Source organism: Streptomyces sp. NPDC001606 (genome assembly GCF_053596835.1).
The window spans coordinates 26,172-39,250 of record NZ_JBSFHC010000019.1; the positions used below are offsets into that span (position 1 = coordinate 26,172).

At 74.8% G+C, this 13,079-nt stretch carries 14 protein-coding genes; 6 read left to right on the forward strand and 8 right to left on the reverse strand.

Features of this window, described 5'->3' with window-relative positions:
• Window positions 1-13: 13 nt before the first annotated feature.
• A complete protein-coding gene (locus ACWCV9_RS28795) occupies window positions 14-898 on the reverse strand; it encodes a hypothetical protein (RefSeq protein WP_450790859.1) in 885 nt (294 codons plus the stop codon).
• 158 nt (window positions 899-1,056) lie between these two features.
• Here ACWCV9_RS28795 and ACWCV9_RS28800 point away from each other — a divergent pair, with 158 nt between their 5' ends.
• On the forward strand, window positions 1,057-1,230 hold the full coding sequence (locus ACWCV9_RS28800) for a hypothetical protein (protein WP_385845508.1): 174 nt from the start codon (window positions 1,057-1,059) through the stop codon (window positions 1,228-1,230).
• Here the strand turns inward: ACWCV9_RS28800 and ACWCV9_RS28805 are convergent.
• The 6 genes from ACWCV9_RS28805 to ACWCV9_RS28830 form a co-directional block, all read right to left on the reverse strand.
• On the reverse strand, window positions 1,212-1,619 hold the full coding sequence (locus ACWCV9_RS28805; RefSeq protein ID WP_450790861.1) for an NUDIX hydrolase: 408 nt from the start codon (window positions 1,617-1,619) through the stop codon (window positions 1,212-1,214). The two genes, ACWCV9_RS28800 and ACWCV9_RS28805, sit on opposite strands and share 19 nt — an antisense overlap.
• A 12-nt stretch (window positions 1,620-1,631) precedes the next feature.
• The gene (locus tag ACWCV9_RS28810) at window positions 1,632-2,807 is read right to left on the reverse strand and encodes a CHAD domain-containing protein (RefSeq protein ID WP_450790863.1); all 1,176 of its coding nucleotides are present in this window, start codon (window positions 2,805-2,807) and stop codon (window positions 1,632-1,634) included.
• Window positions 2,788-5,142, reverse strand: a complete 2,355-nt coding sequence (locus ACWCV9_RS28815) for an RNA degradosome polyphosphate kinase (protein WP_450790865.1) — start codon at window positions 5,140-5,142, stop codon at window positions 2,788-2,790. The genes ACWCV9_RS28810 and ACWCV9_RS28815 overlap by 20 nt, the downstream gene beginning before the upstream one ends.
• 110 nt (window positions 5,143-5,252) lie before the next feature.
• Window positions 5,253-6,233: an ABC transporter permease gene (locus ACWCV9_RS28820; protein WP_450790866.1), complete on the reverse strand. Its 981-nt coding sequence runs from the start codon at window positions 6,231-6,233 to the stop codon at window positions 5,253-5,255.
• Entirely contained in the window at window positions 6,230-7,105 is an 876-nt protein-coding gene (locus tag ACWCV9_RS28825) for an ABC transporter ATP-binding protein (RefSeq protein WP_450790868.1), read from the reverse strand. Before ACWCV9_RS28825 ends, ACWCV9_RS28820 begins: the two co-directional genes overlap by 4 nt.
• Window positions 7,102-7,488, reverse strand: a complete 387-nt coding sequence (locus tag ACWCV9_RS28830; protein WP_450791100.1) for a GntR family transcriptional regulator — start codon at window positions 7,486-7,488, stop codon at window positions 7,102-7,104. Before ACWCV9_RS28830 ends, ACWCV9_RS28825 begins: the two co-directional genes overlap by 4 nt.
• 123 nt (window positions 7,489-7,611) lie before the next feature.
• Here ACWCV9_RS28830 and ACWCV9_RS28835 point away from each other — a divergent pair, with 123 nt between their 5' ends.
• The 5 genes from ACWCV9_RS28835 to ACWCV9_RS28855 all read left to right on the forward strand — a co-directional run bounded on the left by ACWCV9_RS28835 (window position 7,612) and on the right by ACWCV9_RS28855 (window position 12,172).
• Window positions 7,612-8,163, forward strand: a complete 552-nt coding sequence (locus ACWCV9_RS28835; protein ID WP_385845514.1) for an RNA polymerase sigma factor — start codon at window positions 7,612-7,614, stop codon at window positions 8,161-8,163.
• Window positions 8,160-9,026: a zf-HC2 domain-containing protein gene (locus tag ACWCV9_RS28840; RefSeq protein WP_450790869.1), complete on the forward strand. Its 867-nt coding sequence runs from the start codon at window positions 8,160-8,162 to the stop codon at window positions 9,024-9,026. The genes ACWCV9_RS28835 and ACWCV9_RS28840 overlap by 4 nt, the downstream gene beginning before the upstream one ends.
• Window positions 9,027-9,090: 64 nt before the next feature.
• Window positions 9,091-9,963, forward strand: a complete 873-nt coding sequence (locus ACWCV9_RS28845; protein ID WP_450790871.1) for an ABC transporter ATP-binding protein — start codon at window positions 9,091-9,093, stop codon at window positions 9,961-9,963.
• Complete coding sequence (locus ACWCV9_RS28850; RefSeq protein WP_450790873.1) at window positions 9,960-11,489, forward strand: ABC transporter permease; 1,530 nt, start codon at window positions 9,960-9,962, stop codon at window positions 11,487-11,489. The genes ACWCV9_RS28845 and ACWCV9_RS28850 overlap by 4 nt, the downstream gene beginning before the upstream one ends.
• Window positions 11,477-12,172 carry an ABC transporter gene (locus ACWCV9_RS28855; protein ID WP_450790875.1) on the forward strand — a complete coding sequence of 232 codons (696 nt, stop codon included), beginning with the start codon at window positions 11,477-11,479 and terminating at the stop codon, window positions 12,170-12,172. The genes ACWCV9_RS28850 and ACWCV9_RS28855 overlap by 13 nt, the downstream gene beginning before the upstream one ends.
• On the opposite strand, the gene mshD is transcribed toward ACWCV9_RS28855, so the two are convergent.
• On the reverse strand, window positions 12,129-13,055 hold the full coding sequence (gene mshD / locus ACWCV9_RS28860) for a mycothiol synthase (protein WP_450790877.1): 927 nt from the start codon (window positions 13,053-13,055) through the stop codon (window positions 12,129-12,131). The two genes, ACWCV9_RS28855 and mshD, sit on opposite strands and share 44 nt — an antisense overlap.
• Window positions 13,056-13,079: the final 24 nt, after the last annotated feature.

Below are 13,079 nucleotides of genomic sequence, written 5' to 3' on the forward strand. Positions count from 1 at the left end.
GTGGCGGCACGGACTAGTCGCGGCCCCCGGCACCGCCCCTTTCCCCCTCCTCTCCACCGTCCTCCGCGATCCGGCCCGCGTAGATGTCCCGGCCGGCCGGAAGCCGTACGTCGGCAGGGCTGCCGAAGTCGTACAGCAGGGTCGTCGAGGCGACCGCCACGGGCGTCTTCTGCCGGCCGTTGACGAAGCTGAAGCGCTGTCTGAGCTTGCGGATCCGGCCCTGGTCGTCCAGATAGGCGTCGAACGGCACCTCGGTCGTGGCGAACCCTTTCGCCGCGGCGGCGAGCGCCGCCCGGTCGGGCGGGCCCGCGGACCGGGCGGCGCGGGCCAGGTCCGCTGTGCCCCGGTAGTGCCGTACGGCGGTCCCGGCGACCTCGGTCGTGCCCAGGTACGTCGCCTCGCGCGTCCCGCGCAGCACCTCCGCCGCCGTGTACGGGTCGGTCGCGCCGCCGGTGACCAGGTTGCCGTCGGAGAGGCCGGCGGTGTCCACCCGCACCCACTTGTCGGCCGGCACCCCGGCGCCGCGGTTCTTCATGAACAGCGCGCCCGGCGCCAGCAGTTCGGTGATGGGCCGGTGTTCCGGGGCGCCGGCCGGGTCCTCGGGCAGGACGACGGTGAGCCGGCCGAGGTGGTGCCGGTAGTCGTAGACGCCCTTGCCGCGGATGGTGACCCGGGTGCCGCCGGTGGCCATCTCCATGGAGGTGGTGGCCTTCGACGTGCCCGCCCCGGCGAGGTTGTCGGCCGCCCGGTGCAGCAGGGTCACCGGGTCGCCGGCGCCCTTGGCGGCCTCGGCGGCGGCGCCGCTGCCGGCACAGCCCGAGGTGCCCGATCCGAGGCCGAGCACGATCCCCATGGCGAGGACCGTCCTGCCCGCGCGCCACCGCTGCCGCCGATCCATCGCCTGCCTACCCCCAGCCGGGTACGTCCGTCACGGGCCCACCTGTCGACCGGTTAACGACCGGTAGGGGGTGCCGTCACGCGCCGTCGGTACGGGCAGAGGCGCAAAAGGCATACGACCGTACGAGCCTTTTACCTCGGGTGGGTAACGTTGTCGGGGTGGCGCAGGAGGACGGGCCGGAGCGGGTCCGACAGGGGCAGGAGCACCTCACCTCGACGATGGAACAGGGCCGTTTCTGTGTGGCCCGGTGCAGCTGCGGCTGGCGCGGCCCCGCCCGCAGAGCCCGCAGCCAGGCGCGTACGGACGCGGAGCATCACGCCGCCGAGCTGTGAAAGGCGTCCACCAGGTCCCGGTCGCGGGGCTGGGTGAGGCGGGCACGGGCCTCGTCCGGGGAGAGCCAGCGGACCCGGTCGACCTCGGCGTTCGGCGTGAAGTGGCCGGAGACCGCCTCGGCCGCCCAGTACCGCACCTGCTTCGGGCGGCCGCCCGCCAGATAGTGCAGGGTGGGCAGCTCGGGGCCGGGCCGCGCCGTGTAGCCGGTCTCCTCGGCGACCTCGCGCAGGGCGCCCGCGAGCGCGTCCTCGCCCCGCTTGAGCTTGCCCTTCGGATGCGACCAATCGTCGTACTTGGGCCGGTGGACCAGGCAGATCTCCAGCTCGCCGGTGAGGGGCGAGCGGCGCCACAGGACGCAGCCCGCCGCCCGGACCGGGGTGTCGTTCACACCGCCTCCTGTCTAGGGAGTACCGACCGTCTGCTTCTGCCAGGCCTGCTGGAAGGCGAACCTGGCGGCTTCGACCTCGTGCCGCTGGTCGGCGTGGAGGACACCGAGGGCGTAGGCCGTCGCCGGGGCGATCCGTGGGGTGCGGGCCGCCTGGGCCGCCGCGGCCGCCGCCTCCGAGGCGTCCCGGTGCCGGTTCAGGGCCCGGCCTGCGGTCAGCAGCCGCACGTCCACCGGGGTGTTGCCGCCGTGCAGCACCTCCTGGGCGTACCGGTGCAGGCGCAGCAGCAGGCGGACCTGGTGCCAGGGGCCGTCCTGGGGGTGCGGGGACGGGTCCGGGGACAGGCCGTGGACCAGGGCCTCCGCGTTGTAGGGGTGGCCGGCGGTGACCAGGGGCAGGGCGACGACGGCGTCCGTGAGGCGTTCCTCGGCGGCCTTGGCGAGGGGGTGCAGGCCGGTGTCGGAGGCGCCGGCGGTGAGCGGCACCTCGCTGGCGAGTAAGGCCACCTTGTCGGCCACGGCGTGGAAGCGGCTGGAGCCCAGGGCCTGGAGGGCCGTGGAGTGCGCCCTGGTCCGGGCGAGGGTGAGCTGGCGGTCCAGGAGGGCGCCCGCCTTCGCCGCGCCCACGGTGAGGTTGCCGCGCTCCGGGGCCGCCGTGGCGCGGGCCGGGCCGGCGGCGGTGTCCAGTGCCCGCGCGGCCGTGGCCGAGGCGCCCGCAGCCGTGGCCGAGGCGCCCGCAGCTTTGGCCGAGGCGCCTCCGGCCCGGCCGTCGGCCATCGCTGGGGCTCCTCCGGGGCGGCCGTCCGCCATCGCCTGGGCCGGGAACACCGTCGCCCCCGACAGCCGGTGCAGCGCCAGCAGCAGCCGCTCCAGGCGGGACTCGTAGGCGTGTTCCAGGGCCAGGGTGCCGGAGACCCAGGCCAGTTCGGGCCGCATCTCCTCGGCCCAGTCGGGGTCGAGGAGGGTGCGGAAGGTGTGCAGGCTGGCGCTGATACGACGGGCCGAGCGGCGCAGCAGCAGAGCCGCGTCGACGGTGTCCTCCGTGCCGCCGGCCGCGCCGCCGCCGGTCTCCCGGTGCAGGCGCAGCGCGCGGAGGAACTCCGTGGCCTGGGTGCGCAGATACGCCGCGAGGGCGTCCCCGGTCACCACCCCGGCCGCGGGGTCCGTCGGGTCAAGGTGTTGCTGTGCCACGCCGGCGCCTCCGGGCGTCTATGAGCATCTCCTGGACGTTGCGCAGGGGTTGGCCGTCCGCGTCGGTCGCGTGTCGCGTCCACTCGCCGTCCGGGCCGAGGTGCCAGGAGGCGGTGGAGTCGGACATGCCGGTGTCCAGCAGCCGGTTGAGGGCTGCGCGGTGGCCGGGGTCGACGACCCGGACCAGGGCCTCTATCCGGCGGTCGAGGTTGCGGTGCATCATGTCGGCGCTGCCGATCCACACCTCGGGCTCGCCGCCGTTGCCGAAGGCGAAGACCCGGGAGTGCTCCAGGAAGCGGCCGAGGACGGAGCGGACCCGGATGTTCTCCGACAGGCCCGCGACGCCGGGGCGGATCGCGCAGATGCCGCGCACCCAGACGTCCACCGGCACGCCCGCCTGGGACGCGCGGTAGAGGGCGTCGATGACCGCCTCGTCCACCATCGAGTTGACCTTGATGCGGACGAAGGCCGGGCGGCCCGCGCGGTGGTGCTGGACCTCCTTGTCGATCCGCGAGACCAGGCCGTCGCGCAGCGACTTGGGGGCCACCAGCAGCCGGCGGTAGGTCTCGCGGCGCGAGTAGCCGGACAGCCGGTTGAAGAGGTCGGAGAGGTCCGCGCCGACCTGCGGGTCGGCGGTGAGCAGGCCGAGGTCCTCGTACAGCCGGGCGGTCTTCGGGTGGTAGTTGCCGGTGCCGACGTGGCTGTAGCGGCGCAGGGTGTCGCCCTCCTGGCGGACCACCAGGGACAGCTTGCAGTGGGTCTTCAGGCCGACCAGGCCGTAGACGACGTGGCAGCCGGCCTCCTCCAGCTTGCGCGCCCACTTGATGTTGGCGTGCTCGTCGAAGCGGGCCTTGATCTCGACCAGCACGAGGACCTGCTTGCCGGACTCGGCGGCGTCGATGAGCGCGTCGACTATGGGGGAGTCGCCGGAGGTGCGGTACAGGGTCTGCTTGATGGCGAGGACGTCCGGGTCGGCCGCCGCCTGCTCCAGGAAGGCCTGCACGGAGGTGGAGAAGCTGTCGTACGGGTGGTGCAGCAGGACGTCCCGGGCGCGCAGGGCGGCGAAGATGTCGGGGGCCGACGCGGACTCGACCTCGGCGAGGTCGCGGTGGGTGCCGGCGACGAACTTGCGGTACTTCAGTTCCGGCCGGTCGAGGCTGTGGATGCGGAAGAGACCGGTGAGGTCCAGCGGGCCGGGCAGCGGGTAGACCTCCGCCTCGGAGATCTTCAGCTCGCGGACCAGCAGGTCCAGCACCTCGCGGTCGATGGACTCCTCGACCTCCAGGCGCACCGGCGGCCCGAAGCGGCGCCGCATCAGTTCCTTCTCCAGGGCCTGGAGGAGGTTCTCGGTGTCGTCCTCCTCCACTTCCAGGTCCTCGTTGCGGGTGAGCCGGAAGGCGTGGGACTCCAGCACCTCCATGCCGGGGAACAGTTCTTCCAGGTGAGCGGCGATGACGTCCTCGACGGGGACGTACCGGCCGGGGCTGCTCTCCAGGAAGCGGGACAGCAGCGGCGGCACCTTCACGCGCGCGAAGTGCTTGTGGCCGCTGACCGGGTTCCGCACGATCACGGCCAGGTTCAGGGACAGGCCGGAGATGTACGGGAAGGGGTGCGCCGGGTCGACGGCCAGCGGGGTGAGCACGGGGAAGATGCGGTGCCGGAACAGCGTGAACAGGCTGGCCTGCTCCTTGTCGGTCAGCTCGTTCCAGCGGACCAGGTGGATGCCCTCCTCCGCGAGCGCGGGGGCGACGTCCTCGTGGTAGCAGGCGGCGTGCCGGGCCATCAGCTCGCGCGAGCGGGCCCAGATCATCTCCAGGACCTCGCGCGGCTGGAGCCCGGAGGCGGACCGGGTGGCCACCCCGGTGGCGATACGGCGCTTCAGGCCGGCCACCCGGACCATGAAGAACTCGTCCAGGTTGCTGGCGAAGATCGCGAGGAAGTTGGCGCGCTCCAGCAGCGGGGTGTCCGGGTCCTCGGCCAGCTCCAGCACCCGCTCGTTGAAGGCCAGCCAGCTGCGCTCCCGGTCGAGGAACCGGCCCTGCGGCAGGGGGGTGCCGCCGGTCGCCGACTCCTCGTACGCGTCGAGGTCCGCGTCGATGTCGGGTTCCAGGTCGGAGACGGTCGCCGCCACGGTGTGCGGGCGGTGAGCGGCTATGGAGCCCACGGGGGGCTGGGCGGGCGGGACCGGTGCCTGGGCTTCTTGCTGACTCATGAACCCATTCTTCCGCGCCGAGGGCATCACAGGCGCGTCGGAACGTGCGGGCGGCAGCGGCACCACCCCGTTGGGCACGGGCCCCTCGGGGGGCGGCGAAGGCTCTGGCACGGCGGGCTTCATTGGCCGAGCGTCGCAAGCCCGGCTGAATCACTGGTTACGGCGACATGACGTGCGGGATAGCGGGGGGCGGCTCCCGAGGGGCCGGCGGTGCGGGCCGCCGCCGGCCGCGCTCACGAGGTGAGGCGGCGCAGGACGCGGAAGGAGGCGAGCGCCAGCAGGGCGGCGGCGGTGAGGAGCAGCGCGGTGGTGAGGAGCTGGAGCGGCCAGTAGTGCGAGGCGGGGTGGTAGGTGTTGAAGTAGCCGACGGCGTGCGCCCGGCGCAGGGCGGCGTCGCACTGGGCCTCGCTGAAGCAGTCCGGCAGCGGGAGCCGGGCGCCGGTGCGGGTGACCAGGCCCTGGCCGAGGGAGATGCCCACGCCCGTGGGGCCGCCCGCCTTCAGGTCGCTGACCTCGGTGACCGTGGGCCACAGGTGCGGCATCAGCTGCTGGGCGAGGCTCTGCACACCGACGGTGACCGCCATGCCGAGGACGAGCGCGGGCAGCGTACGGCGGATCAGCAGGCCCGCCAGCGCGCCGGCCGCGAGCCCGGCGAGGGCCAGGGCGGCGGTGGTGGGGCCGTTGGCGTGGAAGGTCCAGATGTCGTACCAGCTCTTGCGGGTGTCGATACGGCCCCGGCCCGCCTCCCAGGCGAGGCGGTGCAGCCAGAACAGCAGTGAGGTGCCGGCGGTGACGAGGACCGCGGGGACGGCCAGCCGTACGGCGAGCCAGCGGGCGGGGGAGACGGCCTGGGTCCAGGCCAGCCTGGCGGTGCCGGTCTCCAGTTCCCGGGCGGTCAGCGTGGCGCCCGCCCAGGCGGCGACCAGGAGGGGCAGCGCGTCCAGGGCGTAGGTGAGCCAGTTGTAGGCGTCCTTGTAGCGGATGATCGCCGACTGGTCGTACCGGCAGCGGGGGGTCGTACAGGCGTTGTACTGCCGCCAGCCCTGGGCGGCCGCGTCGGCGAGCGGGCCGTGCAGCGCGAGCAGCGCGGCGGCCAGGGCCACGACCAGGGCCGCCCAGGTGTACAGGGCGGGGCGGTGCAGGCGCAGCAGCCAGCGGGCCTGGCGGGGGCGGGCCGGGGCGGTGCGGGCGGGGGCGATGGTCGCGGTGGTCATGCGGCGCACTCCTGGGTGAGGCTCGGCGCCTCGGGGTTGCGGAGATGGGCGAGGACCAGTTCCTCCAGCGAGGGCACCGTGGTGCGCCAGTCGGCGGGGAGCGGTCCGGTGGGACGGAGCAGCGCGCTGAGCTGGCGGCCGGTGACCCGGGACTCGACCACGGTGTGCGCGCCGAGGTCGGCGGAGGCGGCGCCGGAGACCCGGCGGTGGGCGGCGAGCAGGTCGTCGATCTCCCCGGACAGCCGTATCCGTCCGTCGCCGACCAGCAGCAGATGGTCGCAGGAGTCCTCCAGCTCGGCGACGACGTGCGAGGACATCACGATGGTGGTGCCGTACTGGGCGGCCTGGGACATCAGCGTGCCCATGAGGTCGTGCCGGGCCAGCGGGTCGAGGTCGGCCATCGGTTCGTCCAGGAGCAGCAGTCCGGGCCGTTTGCCGAGGGCGAGGGCGAGCGCGACGCGGGTGCGCTGGCCGCCGGAGAGGGAGCGGATCCGGGCGCCGGGGTCGAGGTCGCCGGCGGCGACCACGCGCGCGGCGAGGTCCGCGTCCCAGTGCTCCGGGTTGAGGTCGGCGCCCATGCGCAGCGTCTCGGCGACGGTGAGCTGCGGGTACAGGGGCTTGTCCTGGGCGACGAAGCCGACCCGGGGGCGGGCCGCGGCGGGGGTCGTGCCGAGCACCCGGAGCCGGCCCTCGGTGGGCGGGAGGAGTCCGGCGGCGAGGGCGAGCAGGGTGGACTTGCCGGCGCCGTTCGGTCCGACGAGCGCGCACACCCGCCCGGTGGGGAGCCGGAAGGCGCACTCGCGCAAGGCCCAGCCTCCCCGGCGTCCGAAGCGCCTGCCGAGGCCTTCCGCCTCGATCGCGGTGCCGCTCATGACTGTTCTCCCTGGAAGTGCGTGTCGAGTACGGCGGTGAAGAGTGCGGCCACGTCCTCGCGCTCCAGGCCCGCCGCGTGGGCGCGCCGGGCCCAGTCCGCCAGCTCGGCGCGGAGCGGGGAGTCGGCCGGGGCGGTGCCCAGCGTCCGGCGCACGAAGGTGCCGAGTCCGCGCCGCGCCTCGACCAGGCCCTCCCGCTCCAGTTCGCGGTAGGCCTTGAGGACGGTGTTGGGGTTGATCGCGGTGGCCTCGACGACCTCGCGGGCCGTGGGCAGCCGGTCGCCCGGCACCAGCAGGTTCAGCCGGATGGCCTGCTTGGTCTGCTGGACGATCTGCATATAGGTGGCGACCCCGCTGTGCCGGTCGATGCGGTACTCGACCACCCGCTCCACCACCCTTTCACTAATTGAGTAGTGAAAGGGTGGTGGTGAAGGGGGTCGGAAGTCAAGCCGAAATTGCCCGGTGGTTCCGTGAACCGATCAGCCGGTCCGGTCCGATGAGGGGATGTGAGCGAGACGAGAAGCGACGGGGAGCTGCTGCGGGCCATCGCGGCGGACCGGGACCGGCGCGCGTTCGAGGAGCTGTACCGGCGGTACGCGCCCTGGCTGACCGCGCGGCTGCGCGGCCGCTGCGCCGACCCCGGCCTCGTGGACGACGTCGTACAGGAGACGTTCCTCGGCATCTGGCGGGGCAAGGCCCGCTACCGCGAGGACGGGTCCGCCCCGGACGCCGCCGGATGGCTGTGGCGGATCGCGGCGCGCCGGCTGGTCGACGCGCTGCGCGGCGACGGGGCCCGCGGCCGGCTGCGGCAGGCGCTGGCCCGGCTGCGCCACCGGGACGAGGTGTCCGCCGAGGAGCGGGTGCTGGCCGGGGTGGAGCACGGGGATCTGGCGGGCGCGCTGGTCCGGCTCTCCCCGGAGCTGCGGGCGGTGCTCCAGGCGACGGTGGTCGACGGCCTGACCACGCGGGAGGCGGCCGTCCTGCTCGGGATCCCCCCGGGCACGGTCAAGACACGGGCGATGCGCGCCCGGAAGCAACTGCGGGAGGCGCTGGCATGAGCCGGGACATGGCCGAAGGCGCCGGGGCGACCTGGCATCTCGGGTCGGACGAGCTGCGGGCCTATGCGCGCGGCGAGCTGGTGGCCCCGCTGCTGTGGTCCGCCGACACCCATCTCGCCGGCTGCGCGCGCTGCCGGGCGGCACTGGCCGAGGCCGCGGACCCGGTGGCGCTGGACGCGGGCTGGGCGCGGCTGGACGCGGAGCTGGACGCGCCGCGCCCTGGCCTGCTGGAGCGGCTGCTGGTACGGCTCGGGGCCGCCGACCACACGGCCCGGCTGCTGGCCGCGACCCCGGTGCTGCGCCGCTCCTGGCTCACCGCGGTGTCGCTGCTGCTGGCGCTGTCGGTGCTCACCGCGCACTCCGCGCACTCGGACCGGCTCTTCCTGGCCGTGGCGCCGCTGCTGCCGCTCGCCGGGGTCGCCCTCTCGTACGGGCCCGCGCTGGACCCGACGTACGAGATGGCGGTCGTCGCGCCGCTGCACGGCTTCCGGCTGCTGATGATCCGCACGGTCGCCGTGCTCGTCGCCGGGCTCGGCCTGACCGGGCTGGCCACGCTGTTCCTGCCGGGCTTCGGGCTCGGCGCGCTCGGCTGGCTGCTGCCCTCGCTCGCGCTCACCGCGACCGGACTCGCGCTGACGCCCCGGCTCGGCCCCGTCCTCGCCCCCTCGCTCACCGGCGGGGCCTGGGCCGTGCTGCTGCTGGCGGCCGGCGGGGCGCCGGGCGGCGGCGGCCGGGTGCCGGTGCCGTTCACCGCGGCCGGGCAGGGCGTGGCGGCGGGGGTCGCCGCACTCGCCGCCGCGCTGCTCTACCTCGCCCGCGACCGCTTCGACCGCTCGGTTCTCGCCCACGGGGGTTCCGAGTGACGGGGCCGCCGTACCCCGCTCCTGACCGTTTCGACCGCTCTGCCTTCATCCACGGGGGTTCCGTATGACCGACTCCGATCTGATCACCGTCTCCGCCTCCGGGCTGGAGCTGCGCTACGGCGCCATCCGCGCCCTCGACGATGTCGCGCTGCGGCTGCGGCCGGGCGTCACCGGGCTGCTCGGTCCCAACGGGGCCGGGAAGACCACCCTGTTGCGGGTGCTCGCCACCGCCGTACCGGCCGACCGGGGCGCCTTCACGGTGCTCGGCCACGACCCGGCCACCGCCCGTGGCCGGCAGGACGTGCGGCGCGTGCTCGGCTATCTGCCGCAGACGCCCGGCTTCCACCCGGACTTCACTCCGTTCGAGTTCGTGGACTACGTCGCGATCCTGAAGGAGATGACCGACCGCGCCGCCCGGCACCAGGAGGTGCGGCGCGTCCTGGCGGAGGTCGACCTCGGCGACGTACGCGGCAAGCGCATCAAGAAGCTGTCCGGCGGCATGCGGCAGCGGGTGGCGCTGGCCGCCGCGCTCGTCGGCGACCCGGGGTTCCTGGTGCTGGACGAGCCGACCGTCGGCCTCGACCCCGAACAGCGCATGCGGTTCAGGGAGTTGATCGCATCCGCCGGTGAGGGCCGGACCGTGCTGCTGTCCACCCACCAGACCGAGGACGTGGCGATGCTCTGCCACCGCGTGCTGGTCATGGCCGGCGGCCGCATCCGCTTCGACGGCACCCCCGCCGAGCTGACCGCACGGGCCGCCGGACGGGTCTGGAGCAGCACCGAGCGCGACCCCGGCGCGAAGGCCGGCTGGCGCACCGGTACGGGCGCCTTCCGCAACGTCGGCCGTCCGCCCGAGGGCGCCGACCTGCTCGAACCCACCCTGGAGGACGGCTATCTGCTCACCCTCGACGGCGACCGCGCGGAGGTGACGGCATGACCACCGCCCTCACCCGCAACGCCGCCCCGGCCGCCGCCGTACGCACCGGGAACCGCGGCTCGTGGGCGGCCGTCGCCGCCCTCGCCCGCTTCGAGGGCCGCAGGCTGCTGCTGCGCGTCCCCGTCCTCGTCGTCCTCGCCGCCTACGCCGCCTGGATCGGCTGGCACACCACCCGCCCCGGGGACGACTACCCGGTCCTCCAGGACGCCGACCGCGCCGCCCAGGGCGGCGGGCTGTTCGTCGGCCTCGTGGTGCTGGTGTGCGCCAACCACGCCGTGCTGCGCTCCCGGCGCCGGGACACCGAACGCCACTTCGCCGTGCTGGTGCTGGAGCCCGGCCACCGCACGGCCGCGCACGCGCTGTCCGTCGTACCGGTGGCGCTGGTCACCGCGGTGGCCGTGGCCGTCCAGTTCGGCTGGGAGGCGCTCAAGCAGGGTGCGGTGGGCCGGGGTTCGGTGGCCGAGCTGCTGGTCGCGCCGCTGGTGGTGCTGCTGTTCGGGGCGGCCGGGGTGCTGCTGGCCCGGCTGCTGCCGTTCACCGCCGTCGCGCCGATGCTGGTCGTGGTGTTCTTCCTGCTGTTCGTCGGCGCCGCCTTCCCCTTCGGCGGGGAACGGGGGGCCGCCTGGCTGCTGCCGGTGGTCTCCACGTCCGGCGTGCATCCCTTCCCCTCCGCCCTGATGGCCCGTCCGGCCGGCTGGCACGCCCTGTACCTCGCGGGGTTCGCGCTGACGCTGACGCTGGCCGCGGTGCTGGTCGCCGGCGGCAAGGCGTGGGCCGTACGGGCGGCGTTCGCCCTCGCGCTGGCCGCGACCGTGCTCGGCGGGGTGATGCAGACCGAACCGCTGCCCGACGCGACGACCGCCGCCCGGGCGCGGGCCTCGCTCACCCCGGAGGCCGACCAGACCTGTGTACGACGGGGCCCCTCCTCCTACTGCGCCTTCCCCGAGTGGACGCCCCGCGTCGCGGACTGGGCGCGGATCGTGGACCGGGTGCAGTCCCTCGCGGGCGGCGAGGCGCACGGGCAGCCGCTGCTGGTACGCCAGCGGCTGGAGGCGCGCTACGGCCTCGACGTGGACTCGGCGCTCGCCCCCGCGACCCGCCCCCACCAGGTGACCGTGGGCACCGCCTGGGGCGGCAACCGGGTCCCGGAGTTCTCCACGGCCGTGGCCGGGGTGCTGGTCGCGGGCGACGAGAAGGCGGCGAGCCGGCTGTGCGACGGCCGGATGGTCACCGTGATGTGGCTGTCCCTGGCCTGGCAGTCCGACCCGGAGACCGAACTGCGGCACGTACGGCTGGACGACAGCCTCTCCGGCGACGCGGTCGTGGTCTCCCGGACCGAGCCGCTGCGCATGACGAACGCCCAGACCAAGGTGGTGCGGGCGCTGTTCCACCGGCCGCTGTACAGCGTGGCGGCGCGGATGAAGGCCCACTGGGACGAGCTGACCGCCCCCGGCGTCTCCACGTCCGAGGCGGCACGGCTGCTGGGCGCGAAGGTGACGGTGGAGGCGGACCGATGCGGCAACTGAGGAAGCTGCGGGACGGCCTGGGGGCGTTGGTGGCGGCGGTGTGGCGGATGCTGCCCTGGCGGGCGCTCGGGACCGCCGCGGTGACCGGGCTGGTGCCCCTCGCGGTCGCCCGGTTGGACGCCGGCAGGCCCGGTCCCCTCGCCGCGCTGGTCATGCTGCGCTGCGCCGCCCTCGCGCTCGCCCTGGGCGTCGGCTTCCTGCTGGACGATCCCGCCCGGCACACCACGGCCGCGGTCCCGGTCGGCCGGGGTGTCCGTGCCGTGCTGCGGGCCGCGCTGGCGGTGCCCTTCCTGGCGCTGTACTGGACGGCCGCGCTGCTGCTGGTCCCCGGCCCGGTCCGGCCGCCGTACGGGGGCGTCACCCTGGAGGCGGCCGCGGCCTGCGCCCTCGGGCTGGCCGCGGCCACGGTCGCCGTCCGCCTGACCGACGAGCCGGAACCCGGTCGCAGGGTGGTGGCGGCCCTGCTCACCACCGCCCTCCTCGCGCCCTTCCTGCTGCCCCGCAGCTGGGGCCTGTTCACCATCCCCACCGACCCGGGGTGGGACGGGGCGCACCAGCGCTGGGCGTGGCTGCTGGCGGGCGCGCTGGCGGCGGGCGCGGTGGCGCTCAGGGAGCCGCTGCGGCGCCGGGCCGGGGCGCTCAGGTCTCGGTGCGGTACATCAGGTCGGTCTCGTACGTCGTGAAGCCCAGCCGTTCGTACACCGACACGGCCGCCTTGTTGTCGGCGTCGACGTAGAGCATCGCGGTCGGCAGGCCCTGGTCGGCCAGGTGGCGCAGGCCGATCGTGGTGAGCGCCTTGCCGAGGCCGCCGCCCTGCTCGCCGGGGCGCACACCGACGACGTACACCTCGCCGAGCTGCTCCGCGGTGTGCACCTTGGTCCAGTGGAAGCCGATCAGCTCCCCGTCCCGCTCGGCGAGGAAGAACCCGGCCGGGTCGAACCACGGCTCGGCCTTGCGGTCGTCGAGGTCCCGCTGGGTCAGCGAGCCCTGTTCGGGGTGGTGGGCGAAGGCGGCCGCGTTGACCGCGAGCCAGGCCGCGTCGTCCTTGCCGGGCACGAAGGCGCGTACGGTCACGCCCGCGGGCAGCACCGGGTCGGGCAGCTCCAGGTCCGCCAACCGGAGCCGCATCTGGCGCAGTTCGCGGAACAGGGTGAGGCCGAGCACCTGCGCGAGATGCCGGGCGGCGGCGTGCCCGCCGTGCGCCCACACCCGCAGCCGCTTGCCGGACGCGGCGAGCAGCGCGGCGCCGAGCGCCCGGCCGTGCCCGTGGCCGCGCTGTCCCGGGTGGACGACCAGCTCGGCGGCCGGTGCCTCCACCGGGTCGGTGTCCTCCAGCTGGGCGTAGCCGACGAGTTCGCCGTCGACGCTCAGCAGCAGGTGCGCGACGCCCTCGCGGGCACCCCCGCGCAGTTGCAGCCGGCCCTGCTCGGACACCGGCTGCTGGCCGTCGACCCGCGCGGCCTCGGCGATCAGCCCGAGCACGGCCTCGGCCTGGTCCGGGGTGAGCGCGGAGTAGGTCTCGATGGAGCGGGAGGGGAAGGCACGTACGGTGTCGTCGCTGCTCATGGATACGAGGGTAGTCGGCCGGGC